The 19,907-nt window shown below is 62.6% G+C and carries 21 protein-coding genes; 7 read left to right on the forward strand and 14 right to left on the reverse strand.

Features of this window, described 5'->3' with window-relative positions:
• Window positions 1-138: 138 nt before the first annotated feature.
• The 3 genes from EEQ99_RS19695 to EEQ99_RS19705 all read left to right on the forward strand — a co-directional run bounded on the left by EEQ99_RS19695 (window position 139) and on the right by EEQ99_RS19705 (window position 3,410).
• The gene (locus EEQ99_RS19695) at window positions 139-1,131 is read left to right on the forward strand and encodes a Bug family tripartite tricarboxylate transporter substrate binding protein (RefSeq protein WP_373289111.1); all 993 of its coding nucleotides are present in this window, start codon (window positions 139-141) and stop codon (window positions 1,129-1,131) included.
• Window positions 1,132-1,433: 302 nt separating this feature from the next.
• On the forward strand, window positions 1,434-1,895 hold the full coding sequence (locus tag EEQ99_RS19700) for a tripartite tricarboxylate transporter TctB family protein (RefSeq protein WP_063475067.1): 462 nt from the start codon (window positions 1,434-1,436) through the stop codon (window positions 1,893-1,895).
• A gap of 9 nt (window positions 1,896-1,904) precedes the next feature.
• On the forward strand, window positions 1,905-3,410 hold the full coding sequence (locus tag EEQ99_RS19705) for a tripartite tricarboxylate transporter permease (protein WP_063475068.1): 1,506 nt from the start codon (window positions 1,905-1,907) through the stop codon (window positions 3,408-3,410).
• A 384-nt stretch (window positions 3,411-3,794) separates the two neighbouring features.
• Here EEQ99_RS19705 and gndA read toward each other — a convergent pair whose 3' ends face one another.
• The gene (gndA, locus tag EEQ99_RS19715) at window positions 3,795-5,246 is read right to left on the reverse strand and encodes an NADP-dependent phosphogluconate dehydrogenase (RefSeq protein ID WP_174824475.1); all 1,452 of its coding nucleotides are present in this window, start codon (window positions 5,244-5,246) and stop codon (window positions 3,795-3,797) included.
• Between the two features lie 210 nt (window positions 5,247-5,456).
• Here gndA and EEQ99_RS19720 point away from each other — a divergent pair, with 210 nt between their 5' ends.
• The 3 genes from EEQ99_RS19720 (at window position 5,457) to EEQ99_RS19730 (ending at window position 7,077) form a co-directional block, all read left to right on the forward strand.
• Window positions 5,457-6,248, forward strand: a complete 792-nt coding sequence (locus tag EEQ99_RS19720) for a helix-turn-helix domain-containing protein (RefSeq protein WP_047610261.1) — start codon at window positions 5,457-5,459, stop codon at window positions 6,246-6,248.
• 70 nt (window positions 6,249-6,318) lie between these two features.
• A complete protein-coding gene (locus EEQ99_RS19725) occupies window positions 6,319-6,717 on the forward strand; it encodes an SRPBCC family protein (protein WP_047610263.1) in 399 nt (132 codons plus the stop codon).
• The gene (locus EEQ99_RS19730) at window positions 6,718-7,077 is read left to right on the forward strand and encodes a VOC family protein (RefSeq protein ID WP_047610265.1); all 360 of its coding nucleotides are present in this window, start codon (window positions 6,718-6,720) and stop codon (window positions 7,075-7,077) included.
• A gap of 45 nt (window positions 7,078-7,122) precedes the next feature.
• Here the strand turns inward: EEQ99_RS19730 and EEQ99_RS19735 are convergent, their stop codons facing one another.
• The 7 genes from EEQ99_RS19735 to EEQ99_RS19765 all read right to left on the reverse strand — a co-directional run bounded on the left by EEQ99_RS19735 (window position 7,123) and on the right by EEQ99_RS19765 (window position 13,582).
• Window positions 7,123-7,839: a PAS domain-containing protein gene (locus EEQ99_RS19735; RefSeq protein WP_063475070.1), complete on the reverse strand. Its 717-nt coding sequence runs from the start codon at window positions 7,837-7,839 to the stop codon at window positions 7,123-7,125.
• 245 nt (window positions 7,840-8,084) lie between these two features.
• Entirely contained in the window at window positions 8,085-9,020 is a 936-nt protein-coding gene (locus tag EEQ99_RS19740; protein WP_097594284.1) for a lipid A biosynthesis lauroyl acyltransferase, read from the reverse strand.
• A gap of 4 nt (window positions 9,021-9,024) precedes the next feature.
• Window positions 9,025-10,053: a zinc-binding dehydrogenase gene (locus EEQ99_RS19745; RefSeq protein ID WP_063475072.1), complete on the reverse strand. Its 1,029-nt coding sequence runs from the start codon at window positions 10,051-10,053 to the stop codon at window positions 9,025-9,027.
• A 55-nt stretch (window positions 10,054-10,108) separates the two neighbouring features.
• A complete protein-coding gene (locus EEQ99_RS19750; protein ID WP_028756572.1) occupies window positions 10,109-11,395 on the reverse strand; it encodes a beta-ketoacyl-ACP synthase in 1,287 nt (428 codons plus the stop codon).
• An 11-nt stretch (window positions 11,396-11,406) separates the two neighbouring features.
• Window positions 11,407-12,612, reverse strand: coding sequence for a beta-ketoacyl-ACP synthase (locus tag EEQ99_RS19755; RefSeq protein WP_028756573.1), 1,206 nt, complete (start codon window positions 12,610-12,612; stop codon window positions 11,407-11,409).
• Complete coding sequence (locus EEQ99_RS19760) at window positions 12,609-13,091, reverse strand: 3-hydroxyacyl-ACP dehydratase FabZ family protein (protein ID WP_003564235.1); 483 nt, start codon at window positions 13,089-13,091, stop codon at window positions 12,609-12,611. The genes EEQ99_RS19755 and EEQ99_RS19760 overlap by 4 nt, the downstream gene beginning before the upstream one ends.
• A gap of 212 nt (window positions 13,092-13,303) precedes the next feature.
• Window positions 13,304-13,582, reverse strand: coding sequence for an acyl carrier protein (locus EEQ99_RS19765; RefSeq protein ID WP_003540486.1), 279 nt, complete (start codon window positions 13,580-13,582; stop codon window positions 13,304-13,306).
• Window positions 13,583-14,001: 419 nt separating this feature from the next.
• On the opposite strand from EEQ99_RS19765, the gene EEQ99_RS19770 reads away from it, so the two are divergent.
• The gene (locus EEQ99_RS19770; RefSeq protein WP_028756574.1) at window positions 14,002-14,724 is read left to right on the forward strand and encodes a Crp/Fnr family transcriptional regulator; all 723 of its coding nucleotides are present in this window, start codon (window positions 14,002-14,004) and stop codon (window positions 14,722-14,724) included.
• Window positions 14,725-14,764: 40 nt separating this feature from the next.
• On the opposite strand, the gene EEQ99_RS19775 is transcribed toward EEQ99_RS19770, so the two are convergent.
• The 6 genes from EEQ99_RS19775 to cobA all read right to left on the reverse strand — a co-directional run bounded on the left by EEQ99_RS19775 (window position 14,765) and on the right by cobA (window position 19,764).
• On the reverse strand, window positions 14,765-15,193 hold the full coding sequence (locus tag EEQ99_RS19775) for a L,D-transpeptidase (RefSeq protein WP_028756575.1): 429 nt from the start codon (window positions 15,191-15,193) through the stop codon (window positions 14,765-14,767).
• 149 nt (window positions 15,194-15,342) lie between these two features.
• Window positions 15,343-15,543 carry an ECs_2282 family putative zinc-binding protein gene (locus EEQ99_RS19780; RefSeq protein WP_028756576.1) on the reverse strand — a complete coding sequence of 67 codons (201 nt, stop codon included), beginning with the start codon at window positions 15,541-15,543 and terminating at the stop codon, window positions 15,343-15,345.
• 81 nt (window positions 15,544-15,624) lie between these two features.
• Window positions 15,625-16,605 (reverse strand): adenosylcobinamide-phosphate synthase CbiB, encoded by a 981-nt coding sequence (gene cbiB / locus EEQ99_RS19785; protein WP_028756577.1) that lies wholly within the window; start codon window positions 16,603-16,605, stop codon window positions 15,625-15,627.
• Complete coding sequence (gene cobD / locus EEQ99_RS19790; RefSeq protein WP_127430951.1) at window positions 16,602-17,624, reverse strand: threonine-phosphate decarboxylase CobD; 1,023 nt, start codon at window positions 17,622-17,624, stop codon at window positions 16,602-16,604. The genes cbiB and cobD overlap by 4 nt, the downstream gene beginning before the upstream one ends.
• Window positions 17,621-18,928 (reverse strand): cobyrinic acid a,c-diamide synthase CobB, encoded by a 1,308-nt coding sequence (locus EEQ99_RS19795; RefSeq protein ID WP_097542359.1) that lies wholly within the window; start codon window positions 18,926-18,928, stop codon window positions 17,621-17,623. The genes cobD and EEQ99_RS19795 overlap by 4 nt, the downstream gene beginning before the upstream one ends.
• Window positions 18,925-19,764, reverse strand: coding sequence for a uroporphyrinogen-III C-methyltransferase (gene cobA, locus EEQ99_RS19800; RefSeq protein WP_097542358.1), 840 nt, complete (start codon window positions 19,762-19,764; stop codon window positions 18,925-18,927). The genes EEQ99_RS19795 and cobA overlap by 4 nt, the downstream gene beginning before the upstream one ends.
• Between the last annotated feature and the right edge of the window lie 143 nt (window positions 19,765-19,907).

Below are 19,907 nucleotides of genomic sequence, written 5' to 3' on the forward strand. Positions count from 1 at the left end.
CTGGGCGAAGCATCTCGAACACGAGGAAAACATCAATCCAGACGCACTGGGCATTCATGCCTTGGCTGTGCGTGCTCGCCTTGCATGACTGACATCAATCAAGAGGAGGAGACTATGAACATACAACACCAACGGAATATGCTATCGCGGCGGATGCCAACATTGATGAAATCACTGATCCCCGCGTGCCTTCTGACACTTGCGATGACAGGGGCCGCCGCGGCGCAGGAGGACGACTATCCGACCCGCGAGATCAGTCTCGTCATTCCCTTCGGTCCCGGCGGAATTGCCGACATTACCGCGCGCATCGTCGGCGATTCGCTTGGCAAAAAGCTCGGGAAACAGATCGTTATCATGAACCAGCCAGGTGCCGGCGGATCAGTCGCCGCTCGGGTTGCGCTGAATGGTGAACCCGACGGATATACGCTGGCATTGCTTTCAAACGGCACCGCAATCAGTGTCCCGCTGTTCAAGAACCTGCAGTTCGACCCCGTCGCCGATTTCGTGCCGGTATCCAGCCTGGCTTACTTCGACTTTGTATTCGTCACCAAGGCAGATAGTAAATTCAAATCCCTCAAGGATATTCTCGAAGCTGCCCGCGCCAATCCAGCCGCGCTCAACGTCGGGACGATCAATGTGGGGAGCAGCCAGAACCTTGCGGCCGAACTCTTCAAGTCGACCGCCGGAGTCGATTTTACCATCGTCCCCTATAAGGGTACGCCGGATCTTCAGGTTGCCCTGCTCGGTGGGGAACTCGACATGATCATCGACAGCCAGACCGCGCTGAAGGCTGCCCTCCAGCAAAACCAGGCGGTTGCGATTGCATCCTCTGGCCCTACCCGCTCGATCCTCCTGCCGGATGTGGCGACGGCCGAGGAAGAAGGTGTGAAGGGGTTCGACGTCACGTCCTGGAACGGCATTTTCGCGCCCGCTGGCACGCCGCAGGCCGTAGTGGACAAGCTCAACGCAACGCTCGTCGAGGTGCTTGCCGATCCCGACGTGAAGAAGCGGTTTGCCGAGCTCGGCGTCGAAGCCCGTTCCAGCACGCCACAGGAGATCGGAGATCGTCTAAAAGCGGATATCGAGAAGTGGTCAAAAGTCATCGAGGATTCGGGCATCGTGCGGCAATAGGCGGCAACACAGCGACACCGATGTTCGGCCTATTTTCCAATGCCTTAGAACAGGGATGAACCGGCCATCCGGCCAAACTGGTTTGACGTCCGCCGAGGGCCTCACCTTTCCGAGTTGAGATTCGACCAGGACGCCGGATGCTCCATTCGCCTTCCATTTTGCATCCTTCTCCCTTCTCTGAGGGGGGAAGCTTTCGGAACGGCCCGCGATAACAAGTATCGGCGGCGATCGAATGTATCCCGTTCCTATTATCAGGGAAGCGGAGAATATTGATCGCACCGCCTTCAATTTTCGGAGCTATCATGAAATCCGTTTCCTTCGATTCCACGAACGCCACCTGCGGAGCGATCTTCGTCGCGCTCGGGGTATTCTTCGCCTATCAGTCCTTCAATCTTGACCTCGGCACGGCGTTCCGCATGGGTCCGGGCTATTTTCCGTTGGTCCTGGCGATCATCCTGACGCTCCTGGGGACCATTATCGTGATCCAGTCGGCACGGGTCGAGGGTGAGCCGATCGGGCCGATTGCCTGGCGAGGCCTGCTGTTCATCCTGCCGGCGCCGATCTTCTTCGGTCTCACCGTTCGTGGGCTCGGTTTCGTTGTGGCGTTATTCTTCGCCGCGTTGATCGCCTCCTTTGCCTCGCAGAAGATGCGCCCGCCCATGGCGGTGGCTCTGTCGTTCGGCATCACCGTCTTCTCCGTCGCCGTGTTCAGCTATGGGCTCGGCCTGCCGTTCGAGCGCTTCGGCCCCTGGGTCCGGTTCTAGGAGGCGATGATGGATCTTTTCAGCAATCTCGCGCTCGGTTTTGCGACAGCCGGCACTCCGGAAAATCTGCTCTTCTGCCTGATCGGCGTGCTGCTCGGCACGTTGATCGGCGTGCTGCCCGGCATCGGCGCCACGGCGACGATCGCCATGCTCTTGCCGATCACCTTCCAGCTCGAGCCGGTCTCCTCGCTGATCATGCTCGCCGGCATCTATTACGGCGCGCAGTACGGCGGTTCGACGACGGCGATCCTCATCAACATGCCGGGCGAATCCTCGTCTGCGGTGACCGCAATCGACGGCTACCAGATGGCGCGCAAAGGCCGGGCCGGCGTAGCGCTCGCGATCGCAGCCCTGGGTTCGTTCTTTGCCGGCACGGTCTCGACCTTCCTCGTCGCAATCTTCGCACCGCCGCTGACCGCGATTGCCCTCCAGTTCGGCGCGGCGGAATATTTCTCGCTGATGATCGTCGGCCTCGTCTCCTCGATCGCGCTGGCGCACGGCTCGATCGTCAAGGCGCTGGCGATGGTGGCGCTCGGGCTGCTGCTCGGCCTCGTCGGCACCGACATCTATACCGGCACGCCGCGCTTCACACTCGGCATCCGCGAATATGCCGACGGGCTGAACTTCGTCGCTGTCGCCGTCGGTGTCTTCGGCGTGGCGGAAATCTTGCGCAATCTCGAGGGCGAGAAGACCCGCACGGTGCTGATGGCAAAGGTCAGCGGCCTGTTGCCTACACGACAGGACTTCAAGGAGATGATGTGGCCGGTCATTCGCGGCACCGGCATCGGCTCGGCGCTCGGCATCCTGCCGGGCGGCGGCGCAATCCTGGCGGCTTTCGCCTCCTATACCGTCGAGAAGCGCTTGTCGAAAACGCCAGAAGAATTCGGCCACGGTGCGATTGCCGGCGTCGCCGGTCCGGAATCGGCCAACAATGCTGGCGCGCAGACCTCGTTCATCCCGCTTTTGACGCTGGGTATCCCGGCCAATCCTGTGATGGCGTTGATGGTCGGCGCAATGATCATTCAGGGCATCGTTCCCGGTCCGAACGTCGCCGTGGAGCAGCCGGCACTGTTCTGGGGCATCATCGCCTCAATGTGGATCGGCAACTTAATGCTGGTGGTGCTCAACCTGCCCCTGATCGGGCTCTGGGTGAAACTACTCACCATCCCCTACTATGTGCTCTTCCCGATCATCATGGCCTTCTGCGCAATTGGGGTCTACAGCGTCAACTCCAATGTCTACGATCTCTACGCGGTCGCCTTCTTCGGCCTTGCCGGTTACGCGCTGGTCAAGCTGCGTTGCGAGCCGGCGCCGCTTCTGCTCGGATTCGTGCTCGGGCCGTTGCTGGAGGAAAACCTGCGACGGGCGATGATCTTGTCGCGCGGCGATCCGACGACCTTCGTCACCAGGCCGATCAGCGCCATCCTGCTGTTGCTCGCATTAGCCGTTCTCGTCGTCGTTTTCCTACCGAGCATCAAGGCGAAGCGCGAGGCAGTGTTCCAGGAAGAGGATTGAGAACACTGTCAACTCCCCCAGCGCTATTCAAGGTTGGCATCGATTAAGCACCACTCGGCGACATCGATGGCATCATTCTTCGTAAAGGCGCAGCTCCTGCCCACCGGACATGATCCTGAGGATATAGACGGTTTCACCCTCAACGGTGAAAGCAATGCTCAGGCTTCGTTCGAAGCCGACGATCCTCAGGCCATCCCGAATCTCGCTCCGAACCGTTCCTCGCTTTGGAAAGCTTTTGCACCCTTATCCCACAGAGCACGATTAAATCCTACACTTTCCGAAAGTCCGCCATTTGGCATCCTGCAAAATGGAGCAGCGCGACACACCTCACGAAAAAGCCCGGCGCGACGGCCGGGCTTCTTCTCGATCTCTACTCGGCAGACCTTAGAAGGTTGCCGCACCACTGCCCCATGGGCCGTGGTGGAAATCCTTGCCATCGAGGCGGTCGAAGCCGTGGGCGCCGAAGAAGTCGCGCTGGGCCTGGATGAGGTTCGCCGTTCCCCTGCCCTGACGGTAAGCATCGAAATAGGTGAGCGCCGAGGTTAGCGCCGGCACCGGCAGGCCGGCGGAAATCGCAGCCGCAACGACGCGGCGAAGCGCCGGGATCGATTCCTTGACCATGTCCGAGAAGGCGGGCGTTACGATGAGGTTGGCGGCATCAGGCGCCTTGGTGAAGGCCGAGGTGATCTCGTCGAGGAACTGCGAGCGGATGATGCAGCCGGCGCGCCAAATACGGGCGATCGTCGGCATCGGCAGCGACCAGTTGAACTCGCGCGAGGCTTCCGCCATCACCGCGAAGCCCTGCGCATAGGCGCCGATCTTGGCGGCAAACAGCGCCAGTTCCAGATCCTTGTTGAGCTCGGGGCCGTAGGCGATCGGGAAGGATACGGCCTGCGTGCCGAAGATCTTTTCGGCGGCTTCGCGCTGCGATTTCATCGAGGAGAGACTGCGGGCGGCGACCGCGGCTTCGATCGCCGTTGCCGGAATGCCCATGTTCTGCGCCTCGATCGCCGACCACTTGCCGGTGCCCTTCTGGCCGGCCTTGTCGAGGATCATGTCGACCATCGGCCCGCCGGAGACGGGGTCGTTGGCGGCAAGCACCTTTTCGGAGATCTCGATCAGGTAGGAGTTCAGCCGGCCCTTGTTCCATTCGCCGAAGATGCCGGAGATGTCGGAGGCACTCTTGCCGAGGCCGTCGCGCAGGATGCCGTAGATTTCGGCGATCATCTGCATGTCGGCATATTCGATGCCGTTATGGATGGTCTTGACGAAATGGCCCGCGCCGTCATTGCCGAGCCAGGCGACGCAGGGCTCGTCATTGTAGCGGGCGGCAATCGAGGTCAGCACCTTTTCGACGCGCTTCCAGGATTCCTCGGTGCCGCCGACCATGATCGACGGGCCGTGACGCGCACCTTCTTCACCGCCGGATACACCCATGCCGATGAAGGTCAGATCGGTATCCTTGAGGCGGTCGAAGCGGGCGACGGTGTCGCGGAAATTGGCGTTGCCGGCATCGATCATGATGTCGCCCTTGGAAAGATGCGGGCGCAGCGCTTCCATCTGCTGGTCGACGGCATCACCCGCCTTGATCATGATGATGATCGGGCGCGGCGGCCGGATCGCCTCGACGAATTCTTCGATGGTCTTGCAGGGAATGATCTGCTTCTTCAGATCGCCGGCGCTCTCGTAGAATTCGTCGGTTTTCTCCGGCGTGCGGTTGAAGACCGCGATTTTATTGCCTTTCTCCGCGATGTTGAGCGCCAGGTTGGAGCCCATGACCGCAAGGCCGATCAGTCCGATTTCTGCCTTTTCCACGACAAACCTCCGATGTGTCATTTGGACCGGTGTTGTGGCACTGTCTCAGCCAAACGGCAAGTCTCGCAAGGGTCTAATCGGTTCGCAAAAGCCAATGAAATGAAGCTTGCACTGCTGACTTGTCCGACAACCCCAGACGGCGGCCGGCCGATCGGCAAGCGACGAGTTTTCGCGCGGCCTGCCCGTAATGCCCTATCTCATGTTATCATCATTGCCTCGGGAGATATCGCATTGGCATCAGGAAGACGAAAAGATACGGCTCTCCTGGCGGCCCGCGCCGGCCGCTACCGCGAACATGCCTCGCCGCCGGCGCTGCGGCGCCATTTCAGCCGCCTCTGGTCGCATACGCTCCATGACGGACCGCCGGCAATGGTGGCAATCGTGCCGGACGGCTATTGCGACCTTCTCTGGATCGACGGCCGGCTGATCGTCGCCGGCCCCGACAGGACGGCAGCCTTTCCCATCATCCGGCCGGGCGCAACCGTCATCGGCGCACGTTTTGCACCGGGCGCCGCGGCACCCTGGCTGAGGACACCGCTCTCGGCCCTGGTCGGCTGCTCGGTGCCCCTGAGTGACATTGGCCGGGAGGACACGGCCGAATTCGAGGCGCGGCTTGGGGATTGTCCCAATCCCTCGGCCGCTATGGCGCTCTTCAGCCGCCTGCTCGAAGAAGCCGCACGCCATGAGGAAGAACCCGCCCGGGACGCCGCCGTGATCTTCGCCGCCGCCGACAGCGCTCGCCCGGCATCCGGCCTGCTCGACCGGCTCGGCATGAGCGAAAGGCAGCTGCGCCGTCGCTGCCACCATCATTTCGGCTATGGCGCAAAGACACTGGAACGGATCCGCCGGTTCCAGCGTTTCCTCGACCTCTGCCGCAGGTCGGGCACGATGCCGCTTGCCCGCCTGGCGTTCGAAGCGGGCTTTGCCGACCAGCCCCACATGACGCGCGAGGTCGGCGAGCTTTCGACTCTGACGCCTGCCGTCATTCTCGACCAGTTCAGCATGCGCAAAAGAGCTGACTGACCGTTTTGTTCAAGACGCTGCCGGCTGGTTTGTTATTCTGACGAAACCAAATGCCAAGGACCTGCAAGCCATGTCGACAATGCCCGCGAAAATCATCCACCTGTCGATCGAGCGCGACTGGCGCGACGTCTACGATTTTGCCGGCAAGCCGGAGAACATGCCGCTCTGGGCCTCCGGCCTTGCGACCGGTTTCGAGCCCGACGGCGCCGACTGGATCGCCCACGGTCCTCTCGGCACGGTCAAGGTGAGCTTCGTTCCCGCCAATGAATTCGGCGTGATCGACCATACGGTGACGATCGAATCCGGTCTCAGGGTCTATAATGCCCTGCGCATCGTGCCGAACGGCGATGGCTGCGAGGTCATGTTCACGATGCTGCGCCTGCCCGGCATGACCGACGCGCAGTTTTCCGCCGATGCCGCCCATGTCGAGAAGGATCTCGCCATGCTGAAAGCCCTGATGGAGAGATAGATGGCCGATAAAGCAGAAAACCACGACCGCCGTATCGATTATGTCGAATTCAACGTCGCCGACATCGCCGCCGCCAAAGCCTTTTACGGCTCGGCCTTCGGCTGGCGTTTCACCGACTACGGCCCGAACTACTGCGAATTCGACGATGGCCGGCTGAAGGGCGGCTTCACCGATTTCGGCCCCGTGCGGCCCGGCGGCCCGCTTGTTGTCGTCTATGCCAAGGACCTGGAAGAAGTGCTGACCTCAGTGGAAAGAGCCGGCGGCACGATCTGCCGGCCGATCACCGATTTTCCCGGCGGCCGCCGCTTCCACTTCCTCGACCGCGACGGTTACGAACTCGCCGTCTGGGCGACTGCCTGACGGTAACTTGATTGGTCAGGGCGCGCCTGAATCAGCCGGCCGGGGTCAGGCAGCCTGCCGCCGCCGATCGTGATCTTCCATGACGATCAGCGCACCGATGACAGTACCGCCCGCATCGCGCAGCGGCGACATGCGACAGCGCACCTGCCGCGATCCGACACTGCCGGCCGGGCGCTCATAGGTATAGTCGATCTGGTCCCCGGCAAAACAGGCGTCGAGCTTGTGCTTGGCGCATTCGGCAAACCGCTCCTCACCGATGAATTCGGAAAGGTGGCGGCCAATGAGTTCCATCGGCTTTCTATCGAGATGGGCGCTGTTGGCCGGATTGGAATAGAGGTAGCGATAGTCTCTCGTCAGCACGGCCACGCGGTCCGGCAGGCTTTCCAAGATCGCGGCATTGAGGAACTGGCCGTTGTCTGTATCCGGCACATAGGCCGCCGGCGGTTCGATGCGCACATCCCGCGGCGAAGGCGTGCGCCAGTCCGGCCCATGCGCCCCGAAATAACGGTCGAGCAGGTAGGAAAGCACCGTCGTGTGCTCGGTGACGCTGGCGCTATCGTCGGCGTCCTGGCCGATCAGATGGGTCACAAACTGCAGTTGCATGTAGACTTCGAGCAGGTTCATCGCCTTGTGGGCGAGAATCGCTTCGACCAGCGGCTCGACATGGCGGTCGAGCGCCGTAACGCGCTGATCGTCGCCGAGACGAATGGCTTCCTCGATTTGAACGCAACGCAAGGAAAAGGCCCGAAAAAGCTCCAGCAAGACGCTCCAACTCCCATTGTCCCAAGAACGAGTCCGAAACCGGCTAAGGCTGCATCTCCCCAAAATGCGCCCTGCAGTAGACTTTATTCGCGTCTTGGTGGTGACGGGTAACATGAAGTGCCCTCAGTTTCAATCCGAGGGCACCTGCCGCTTTTCACCGCTGATAATTGAGGGTGGACCTTTTTGCAGCACGATGCCGAAAGTGTAAGCGTTTTTTAGACCGGCCCACCTAAAATCAATCTGTCTTAAGGCGCGAGCGTCTGCTTGATCTGCCAGCGGTCGTGATACCAGAGCCACTGTTCCGGGTATTCCCGTACCCAGCTTTCCACCTTGTCGTTGAGCAGCTGGGCGGCTGCCGGCAGGTCGAGATTGCCCTTGGCGTCGCGCGGCATGTCCAGCCGCGGCTCGATCTCCAGCCGGTAGCGATTTCCCGGCAGCCGGATGCAGCGCGCCGGATAGACCTCGCAGTCGAACTGGCGCACCAGCTTCGGCAGCAGCGGATTGGTCTTGACCTCGCGCCCGAAGAAGGTGCCTTTCAGCCCCTTACGGAATTTCTGGTCGACGAGCACGCCGACCCCCTGGCCTGCTTCCAGCTGGCGGGCGAGCGCAAAGGAGGAACCGGCATGCGAAGGCACCAGCTTGCCCATGCGCGCGCTCCTGAAGTCGAACACCTTCTTGGCGACATAGGGATTGTTCGGCGGCCGAAAAAGCACGGTCACGGTGAGCCCGAAGGCGGCCCCTGCTACCGGCAGCAGTTCAAAGTTGGCGGTATGGCCGGTAAAGACGATGAAGGGGCGTGGATTGTCGCGCAGGTCGAGGAAGATCGGGACGCCAGACACCTCTACCCTGCCCGGCTCCGACTTTTCGGGATCGTAGTCGAACAGTTGGTCGAGGAAGACGTATTCGGCCGCCAGCCGGCCCATATTGCCCCAGCTGTCGAGCGCGATCTCCTCGATCTCGGCCTCGCTCTTCTCGGGGAAGGCGTTGCGCAGATTGGTCAGCATCAGCCGGTGGCGGCGAGTGCGCCGGCCGAGGCGACGCATCATCCTGTCGGCGAAGCGGATCGCGCCATCGGCCGGAAACAGCTTCAGGAAATTCAGGAAGCCGAACATCACCTGCGCCACCAGCCATTGCTGGAAATTTCTGAGCGCCAGCACGATCCGGGTGATGAAGAGCTTCACGCGGTCAATCCATCTTCAGGATGATCTTGCCGAAGATCTGGCGCGATTCCATCCGCTCCAGCGCCCGGTCGATATCGCTGAAGCTGACTTCGGTGTCGATGACCGGATGCACGAGCCCGCGGCCCATCTTCTGCATCGCATCCGCCATGTTCTCCATGCGGCAGCCGAAGGAGCCGAGAAGCTTCAGCTGCTGCTGGAACAGCATCATCAGGTTCATCTCTGTGGAAACACCCGAGGTCGAGCCGCAGGTGACGAGCCGCCCGCCGCGCTTCATGCAGAGCATCGAGCCCGCCCAGGTGTCCTTGCCGACATGTTCGAAGACGACGTCGACGCCCTTCTTCTTGGTGAGCTTGCGCACCACGCCCTCGAAGCGGTCGGTGCGGTAGTTGATGACGTGATCGGCGCCAAGCGCCTTGGCCTTCTCGATCTTGTCGTCGGAACCGACTGTGGTGATGACGGTGCAGCCGATCTTCTTGGCAAGCTGGATCGCCGCCGTGCCGATGCCGGAACCGCCGGCATGGACGAGAATCGTCTCGCCCGGCTCGAGCTTGGCATTGTCGAACAGCATGTGCTCGACCGTGCCGAAGGTGACGGGCGCAAGTGCTGCACCGATCGCATCGACACCGGGAGGAGCCGGCACCAGCAGGCGCGCCGGCAGGTTGACCTTCTCCTGCGCAAAGCCGTCGAGATGGAAGCCGTGCACGCCTGAGACATGTTCGCAGAGATTGTCGCGGCCCTCGCGGCAGGGGCGGCAGAGACCGCAGGTGCGCGCGCCGTAGATCGAGACGAGCTGGCCCGGCAGCACGTTGGCGACGCCCGGCCCGATCGATTCCACGACGCCCGAAGCTTCCGCGCCGATGACCAGCGGCATCTTGCGCTTGGCGAAGGCCATGCCGCGCCAGCCCCAGACGTCGATGTGATTGAGCGCCACCGCCTTGACCCGCAACGTCACCTCTCCGGCGCCAGGTGCGTCCGGTTCCGGCAGATCGGTGATCTCAAGCTTGCGGTCGTCGATCAGTTGCAAAGCGCGCATGGCAAAATCCCTCGCCTGAAGGCGTCATCTCTCTCAAAAATTTGTCGGGAACCGCTTAAGCCGGTTCGAGCGCCATGACAAGGCTGGCATTCTGCCCGCCGAAGCCGAAGGAGTTGGAAAGCACGGCTGAAACCTGGGCTTCCCGCTTCTTGTTCGGCACGACATCGAGAACGATCGACGGATCGGGGTTGGTGTAGTTGATCGTCGGCGGCAGCGTCCCGGTCAGCATCGTCTGCAACGAGAACACCGCCTCGACGGCACCCGCTGCCGTCAGCGTATGGCCGATCATCGACTTGTTCGACGAGACCGGGATGCCGACGAGCCGCTCGCCGAAGACGGCCGACATCGCCCCATATTCCATCTTGTCGTTCTCCGGCGTCGAGGTGCCGTGGGCATTGATGTAGCCGATGCCGCTCTCGTCGATGCCGGCATCGGCAAGCGCCGCGCGAATCGTCGCGATTGCCGGGCCGCCATCCGGCGACGACCGGGTGCGATGAAAGCTGTCGGCCTTGTCGCCGGCGCCCTTCATGATGCCGAGCACCTTGGCGCCGCGGGCGACCGCCGCTTCCAGCGATTCCAGCACCAGCGTCGCGGCACCTTCGGCGATGACGAAGCCGTCGCGATCCTTGCTGAATGGCTTGGAGGCCTTGGTCGGCGGATCGTTCTGCGTCGAAAGGGCAGACAGCAGCGAGAAGCGGATCAGCGCTTCGGCGCTCAGCGATCCGTCGGTCGCAACCGTCAGCGCCCGGGTCGTGCGGCCCTGGCGGATCGCCTCGATGCCGAGTTGGATGGCCGTGACGCCGGAAGCGCATGCGGTCGACAGCGTCACGGGAAGGCCGCGCGTGCCGAACCGGTCTGCCAGGCGTTCGGAAATCGCGCCGAACAGTGCCGCCTCGTGGAAGGCCGGGTCCGGGCGCTGGCGCAGCGCCGTCAGGAAGCGCTCATAGGCATCGCCCGGATGGTCGGAGGCCGGTGAACGGTCGGCAAGCTCGAAACGCGCGCTCCATTCCGGCTCGATCGGCGGGGCGGCGAGGAACAGCGGGCCGTTGAAATCGCCGGAAAGGCCGGCATTAGCAAGCGCCTCGATCGTCGTTTCGCGGGCAAAGGCATAGGAGCGCTCAACGGCATTCGGCACCGGGATGCCAATGAAATCGACAGTGCCGGCGATCCGCGTCGACAGGCCCTCGGTCGGGAAACGGTTGATCTCGTGGATACCCGACGTGCCAGACGAGAGCGCTGCCCAGTTGTCGCTGAGGCCCTGACCAAGCGAGGTGATGATGCCCATGCCGGTCACCGCCACGATCGGACGGCCGAGATGATCCCTGTAAGCGGAAGCTGTCATGTCCTTACTCCTCACGCATCTGCGGAAAGAACGGCAACACCTTCGCCGCGCTGATGTCCGACCGTGGTTACGACGGCGGCGGTGGCGCCTGCCCGCATCGGCGCCTCATGAGCGGCATCGAAGGGCGGAACCTTGGCCTTGCCATCGACGGCAAGGGCTGCAAGCGCCAGCCCCAGCGTGAACTGCGTCTCGATCGTATGGCCGGTGACGCCGCCGAAGCCGCGGATCGCAACGTCGGGCAAATGATGTTCGAGCACCGCCCGTTCACGGGCGGCAAGATCGTGCATACCGGTCGAGCCGGAAAAGACCGCCGTGCTCTCGGCGGCAAGTCCGACGGCCGGTGCCAGGAGCCGCTCCAGCCGGACCTCGAGATTGCCGGCATTGCGGTTGCCGCGGTCACCCTCGACCGCGTCGATGACGGCGTAGATATGGGCACCGCGGGCTTCGGCATGCTTGCGCGATTCGAGCACCAGGAAGGCGCCGGCCGAACCGGTGATCATGCCGCCGCCGTCGCTGGGTCTCCGCGACCAGAGCGGCACCCAGTCGCCGCGCGCATGCGCGCCGATCGCTTCGGTGAGCAGGATCATATCGGGCCGTTCGGCCGCGAAGGCGCCGCCAACCAGCGCATGCGAGGATTCGCCTGACTTGATGCGGTAGAAGGCGGTCTCGACGGCTGATATGCCGGCCGCTTCCTCGCCCATGAAGGTGCGCGAGGAGCCGGTGACCTTGTGCACGATCGAGATATTGCCGGCGAGCAGGTTGGAAAGCTGGGCAAGGAACAGCGTCGGCCGGAGCTCCGTCGTCAGCTTTTCGTTGAGCAGCAGCTCACGGTCGTTGCGCTTCAGCGCTTCGTCGACGATCAGCGTATCGACATTGATGTCACGCTCGCCGCCGCCGGCCGCCACGATCATGTCCATGGCGCCGCAGGCCTCGATATCATCCTTGAAGCCGGCATCGTCGAGCGCAAGGCCGGCAGCGAAAACGCCGATGCGCTGCCAGTTCTCCATCTGGCGCTGGTCGCCGCGCTTGGCGATCTGCTGCGACCAGTCGATCTCGGGCAGCGGATGCACCGGATAGGGCTTGAACTTCTCGGTCTCGACGATCGCCTTCGGGGTAGTGCCGGCCGAAAGCAGCGCGATATGCGCATCCTTGCCGACGCCCTGACAGGTGACGATGCCGATGCCTGTGATGACGACGTCGTTTGCAGCCTTGCTCATCCAATCACTCCCTGCGCCGCGATCGCTTCGAGAAGCCCGATCTCGCCGGCACGTTTCTTCACGATATCGCCGAGCGGCACCTCGGAAAACGGCATGGTGCGAAGCTTCAGCTGCGCATCGCAGACCTTCTTGCCGGCGCTGGTGATTTTAGCCTTGGTGACCGCAAAACCCGAACCGTCATGCTCCAGAACCGCCTCGATGTCGAGCACCGCTTCCGGCTCGACGAAGGTGCGCATCTTGGCGCCGTCGACAGTCATCAGGAAAGGCATGGCGGCAAAATCGGTGACGGCAAGCACCAGCATGCCGGAGGCCTGCGCCATGGTCTCGATCAGAAGCACGCCGGGGACCAGCGGCATTCCGGGAAAATGGCCTTCGAAAACGGGGCTCTTGGCCGGCACGACGGATCGCGCCTTAAGCGTGCCCTTCTTCAGGTCCACCGCTTCGACGCGGTCAATCATCTGGAAATATTCCAGCAGCATTCGGATCCTCCGGCCCGACAGGCCAGATCCGCCCGCCGGTGACGCCTGAAGCGCGTCGCATAGAAGCTGGTCGCACTTTAGGTCTTTGTTTTGTGCACGTCGTCGCCCCAAAACCGCTGCACGCTTTTGGGCGACATGCACTAGTTAGGAACGAAACCGCCCGGCCGCCATATTCACGGCGGCAGGGCGTTCAAAAAAGACTTTTATGTCGCTCAGGCCTTGGCTGCTTTGAGCTCGTCGATCTTGGCGCAGAGGTTCTTCAGCACGAAATATTCTTCGGTGGAAACCTTGCCTTCGTTGACTTCCTGCGTCCACTTTTCGAGCGGAATCTTGATGCCGAATTCCTTGTCGATCGCAAAGACGATGTCGAGGAAATCGAGGCTGTCGATACCGAGGTCGTCGATCGTATGGCTCTCCGGCGTGATCGTCGCGCGGTCGATCTCGCTGGTTTCTGCAATAATGTCGGCAACTTTATCGAATGTAGCGGTCACGCGCTGTACCTCATGAAATGACGATTTAAACCTCCTCATAGGCAAATCCATTTCAAAAGCCAATGCTTTCGTCCCGGCGTTGCGGCAATTTGCCGGTTGGGTGTTGCCTAAACAGCAATGGAATGCCGGTCTTTGCCGTCCCCGGGACGGGCGCCGAGGCGCGCGGCGATGCCGCACCCGAAAGCCCGCCCAGCCGGAAGGCGAAAAAGCCGTCCGAATCAAACCCGCGAACGGCCCTCGCATCGCGGCAAACGCAACTTCCGGCAAAACCGGCGGGCGGGGATGCTTTGATCTAAATCAAACAGCGATCCCGGCGAAATTGATAATCCTCAAGGCGCGCTGGGGGCATGCGCGGGCATGGGCCATGCCGGACGCGCCAATCCTGCCGGCCATACGAAGATTTCAAAAGGGATCAGGACATGGATGTTGCACGCAGTGAGCTTTTCGAGACCAGCACTCCTGTCGCTTGCGCTTCCTGCCAGGCACGGCACGGCGTCGTCTGCGGCGCCCTGTCGAGTGGTCAATTGAGAGAGCTCAACCGCCACTCTCTGCGCCGCAAGATCGAGGCCGGCTGCGAAATCATCGCCCAAGGGGCGGAAAGCTCTTTCTATTCGAACATCATGCGCGGGGTGGTGAAGCTCTGCAAGGTGATGCAGGACGGGCGCCAGCAGATCGTCGGGCTGCAATTCGCCCCCGATTTTGTCGGCAGACCTTTCGTGCGTGAAAGCACGCTATCGGCTGAGGCTGCGACCGACGCCGAAATCTGCGTCTTTCCCCGTAACCTGCTCGACCGCATGATATCCGAGACACCAGAGCTGCAGCGCAGCTTGCACGATCAGGCGCTGAAGGAGCTCGATGCCGCGCGCGAGTGGATGCTGACGCTCGGCCGGCGCACCGCAGGCGAGAAAGTCGCAAGCCTGCTTTACCTTATCGCCACACATGCCGAACCGCAGACCGCCACGAGCACCGCCTTCGATCTGCCGCTATCGCGCGCCGAGATCGCCGATTTCCTCGGGATGACGATCGAAACCGTCAGCCGCCAGATGACCAAGCTGCGCAAGCGGGGCGTCATTCACATCGAGAACTTTCGACATATCGTCGTCCCCGATATGGATGAGCTGCAGAGCATGACCAGCGCGTAAAAAAGGGATCAAATGCCGCATTCGGCTTTCCGGTCCGGGATCAGCGCGTGATTATGACACGGGTATTGGCAAGGCCGGCCTGTCGTGCCAGCGAGAAGAACTGGGCAGCATTGTCCGGATGTAAGCGAACGCAACCATGCGAGGCCGGCCGGCCCAGCCGCTTCAGGTCGAAGGTGGCGTGAACGGCGTAACCGCCGTTGAAAAACACGGCGAAGGGCATCGGCGCATTGTCGTATTTCCTGGAGCGGTGATCGCGCGACAGCCATTTGGCGCTCCACGAACCGGTCGGCGTGACATAGCCGTTGCGCGCGGTCGAAACCTTCCAGCGATATTTGACGAAGCCGTTCTCGGTAACGGTCATCGTCTGCTTGCCGATGCTGATATTGGCGACCAGCGTTGCGGCCTGAGCGGCAACCGGAGAAAACTGCAGCAATAAACTTGCGGCCGCAGCCGCCAAAATCGTCTTCATGATAACCCCTCTTCGGCCCGCGCAGCTTCATTGCGCCCTCACGGAAGAGAGACTACGGCAATACTTATTATATTGCTTTAATCCGAATGGTAATCACAACTCTAACGAGCCAAGGCGGGAGTTACCGGAGTAAGACACCGGCCTCTGCTTCACTGGAGCTTGCGCGCCGCCGAAGGCTGCTTGAGCTGTTGGTAGGCCTTGTTCATCTTCTCGCGGATCGAGGCCATTGTGCCGAGATTATGCCCGCAGGCCGCACAGGTGATGATGTCGGTCTCCCGGATCTCGGGACGTTCGAACTTCATCTTCGTGCTCTTGCACTTCGGGCACGGTAACTCAACCTGAACTGTCATCGCTCTGCTTCCGGTCTGATAAGATATGAGGCGGTTCGAATAAACCTTTGCGGCGGCCATGTCCACCGGGCGTGATGTACCCTAGAGAAAACACAAGAACAGCCCGAAGATGATGCCCGTAAGCACCATGCAGCTGGCATAGAACACCGAAACGCCGTCCTCGATATCGGCCGCAGTGGCCATATCGCGCCCGGGATTGTTGATCATCGGCTCGGCCACGATGACGCCGCCATAGACCCGAGGGCCGGCGAGTTGGACATTGAGCGCACCTGCCATTGCCGCTTCCGGCCGGCCGGAATTCGGCGAGCGGTGGAGGCCGCCATCGCGCATCGCCACCCGAACCGCTTCTCGGCTGGCACTGGTGCCGCGCCTGATCCAGGCGCCGGCGGCGATCAGCAGGATCGAGAGGCGGGCGGCCGGCCAGTTGGCGACATCGTCGAGCCGGGCGGCCGCCCAGCCGAAATCGATGTATTTTTCCGACCTGTGGCCGATCATCGAATCCGCGGTGTTCAGCATCTTGTAGGCAAGCAGTCCCGGCAGGCCGAAGACGGCATACCAGAGCGCCGGCGCCACCACGCCATCGGAGAAATTCTCGGCAAGGCTTTCGATCGCCGCGCGGCAGACGGCCGGCTCGTCCAAAGTCTCGGGATCGCGCCCGACGATGCGGGAAACGGCGGCCCGCCCACCGGCAAGCCCTTCGTCGCGCAGCGCAATAGCGACGGCCGCGACGTGATCGGCAAGGCTCTTCTGCGCCAGGAAGATCGCCACCAGCCCGGTCTCCAGCAGGATGCCGGCAAGGCCGAACAGCGCGAAGAACCGGTCGAACACCAAGCCTGCGGCCACTGCCAGAAGAAGCAGCGCCAGGATGGCGGCGACGCCGTTCATCCGGCGTTGCGAGCCTGTCAGGCTTGATGGGTTGAGCTGCTGGTCGGCATAGGAAATCACCGCGCCGAAGATGGCGACGGGATGCGGCACCCGCGACCACAGCCATTGCGGATCGCCGAGGATCCGGTCGAGCAGCAGCGCCAGAAGCAGCACGAGAAGGTTTTCGTCGATCGTCATCGCTCAAATCTCTGAAGGGCTTCGATAAGCCGCCTGTCCGCCGCCCCATCGGGCGTCAGCCCGAAACGCAGCCACTCCGGCGCATAATCGAACTTGCGGACGAGAATATGATGGCGGCAGAGATGCGTGTAAATGTCGCCGGCTCTCGCATCGGCGACAAGGGTAAACAGCGCCGTTCCCCCCGCCGTCCGTAATCCCGCTCCCATCAGCGCCGCATGCAGACCGGCGCAACGTTCATCGATACGGCTACGGATCGAAGTAACATCCGAGCGCAGCAGCGACGCTGCAATCGAAAGCGCCGGGCCGGAAACCGCCCAGGGGCCGAGCCAATCCTCGAAGCGCGCGAGAATATCGCTACGCGCAATCGCAAAGCCGAGCCGCAGGCCGGCAAGTCCGAAGAACTTGCCAAAAGAGCGGAAGATGATGAGGTTGGAAAGTTCTTGCACGCGAGCCGCCAGGCTCAGCGCCGGATCGGTATCCCCGAAAGCCTCATCGACGACGAGCAGCCCATTTGCCGCTTTCATCCTGTCGTGCAGTGCGACCAGCGTTTCCGTCGACCATATGCGCCCATCCGGATTGTTCGGATTGACCACAACCGCGAGCCGATGCTCGATCCCGATTGCGGCAACATTATCGACCGCGTCGACGGCAAAGCCGGCCGAAGCGAAGGCGCGCGCATATTCCCCATAGGTCGGCGATACCACGGCAACCGTGTCGTCCAAGGCGCCAACCGGCTTACCCGCCGCGATGAGGCGCGGCAGCAACTGGATCACCGATTGCGTGCCGGGCACCGGCAGCGGCAGGATCTCGCCGCTGCCATAATGATCGCGCGCCGCGCACCTTGCCTCATCGACGAGATGCCGGTCCGGCAGCCGATGCCAGGCCCTTGCCGGAATGTCGGGCAAGGCGACAGGGCATGGATTGATGCCGGTGGAAAGATCGAGCCAGTCTTCCGGCCTGCCGCCGAAGGTGGCGGCAACGGCGGTGATGCCGCCGCCATGGGCGATCGGTGCGCTCATGCGGCAGCTCCGGCCAGATCGATCAGATGCATGTAGGAGCCCGCCACCTGGTCGCGCCGGAGGCCGGCAGCACCCAGATCGGTTCCGAGGGCATCCTGCGTTGCAAACAGCCGATTCCCCTCGCCCTCGGAGACGACGGTGGAATAGTGGAATTCATGCGCCGTCATCGTCCGCGCGAAAAAGGCGCCGTCGAGCGGCATGACGCGGCGATAGCCGAGATGGCGTTGCCGCTTGGCATAGCTGGTGACGACGGGCAGCAGGCCGAGCATTTCGTGGCGGCGCCCTTCCGCGTCAATCAGCCCGTCGCCGAGCACCATGTAGCCGCCGCACTCGCCGTAGATCCTGATGTCTCGTGCCGCCGCATCGAGCATGCCGGCGCGAAAATTCTGCGCCGCGGCCAGCCGCCCGGCATGCAGCTCGGGATAACCGCCCGGCAGATAAATCGCATCGGCATCGCCAGCCGGCGCCTCGTCGGCAAGCGGCGAGAAGAAGGAGATCGCAGCACCCCGGCGCCGCCAGCCGAGCAGCATGTGCTCATAAGAAAAGGCAAAGGCGACATCGCGTGCCACCGCGATACGGGCGCCCAGCGGCATCAGCCGCTCGATATTGGCGGCCGACGGCCGGTTGAGCCCCTGCCTGGCGATGCGCAGCAGGAATTCAAAATTGCATTCCTCGGAGACCGCATCCGCCGCGTGATCGATGAAATCTTCGAGGCTCGCATGTTCGCCGGCCTGGACGAGGCCGAGATGGCGCTCCGGCAGCGAAAGCGCCTTGTCGCTGCCGATCACGGCGATGACGGGCATGCGGATAGCGTCAAGCGCCTGGCGCAGCATCGCCTCGTGCCGTTCGCTGCCGACCTTGTTGAGGATGACGCCGGCAACGCGGACATCGGCGCGGAAACCGGCAAAACCGGCGACCAGCGGCGCCACCGACTGCGACATGCGCGAGGCATCGACGACGAGCACCACCGAAAGACCGAGCTGGGCGGCAAGATCGGCCGCCGTGCCCTTTCCGTCGGCCGCTCCGTCGAAAAGCCCCATCATTGCCTCGATGACGAGGATGCGGTCGCCGGAGCGATGCAGGGCCGCATTGGCCGAGATCAGTTCAGGGCGCATCGCCCAGGGATCGAAATTCAGGCAGAGCGTGCCGCTTGCCGCCGCATGGAAGGCGGGGTCGATATAGTCAGGACCTGCCTTGCCCGGCGCGACCGCGATGCCGCGGCGGCGAAGCGCTCTGAGCAGCCCGAGCGTCACCGTCGTCTTGCCGGCGCCGGAGGAAGGGGCTGCGATCAGGAGGCCGCTCATGCCTGCACCTTGCCGGACCGGCGGAACGGATCGGGTTGCAGGCGCCGTCCGCCGAGCGCGCCGAGCCAATCGAGCGAGGCTCTGAGCCGCACCACCTCGCCAACGACGACCACCGCCGGCGGCTCCAGCCCGGAGGCGGCAACGGCCTCGGTCGCCTCTCCGAGCGTCGTTTCCAGCACCTGCTGCCGGCCGGTGGCGGCATTACAGACGAAGGCGACGGGTTCCGACGGCAGCCGGCCGGCGGCGAGGAGATTGGCGCTGATCTCGGCTATATGCTTCATCGCCATATACATGACGATGACGGGCGAGCCCCGGCCGATCGCCTCCCAGTCGATCCTGTCAGGCACGATACCGGAGGAATCATGGCCGGTGAGGAAGGTCACGGCATGGTTGATATCGCGATGTGTCACCGGAATGCCGGCATAGGCAAGCCCGCCGATACCGGCGGTGACGCCGGGCACGATGCGGAAGGGAATATTGTGCTCGACCAGCGTCAACGCCTCCTCGCCGCCGCGGCCGAAGACGAAAGGATCGCCGCCCTTCAGCCGCAGCACGCGCTTGCCGGCGCGCGCCAGATCCACCAGCCGCAGCGAAATGTCGCGCTGTTTCGCGGAAGGCTTGCCGCCGCGTTTGCCGGCATATTCCACCAGCGTTTCCGGCCGCGCCAGTGCCAGGCATTCCTCGTTCACCAGCGCGTCGTGCACGATGACGTCGGCCTCGAAAAGCCCCTTGGCGGCAAGCAGCGTCAAAAGCCCGGGATCGCCGGGACCGGCGCCGACGAGCCAGACGCTGCCCGGCTCCAGCGCCGGAAGATGGGAGAATGCGGCATCGATCATCCTGTTGATCTAGGCCCCGCAAAGGGCAAGGTCAACGCCGCGCCCGTCACCTCACTGGAAGTTGCTGAGATTGCTACGACTCACTTCGTGAAGAGGCGGATTCGATTTCACAACAAACCCGCCCAACAATATGAATAGATTAT

It is taken from the genome of Rhizobium anhuiense (assembly GCF_003985145.1).
Taxonomy (GTDB): Bacteria; Pseudomonadota; Alphaproteobacteria; order Rhizobiales; family Rhizobiaceae; genus Rhizobium; species Rhizobium anhuiense.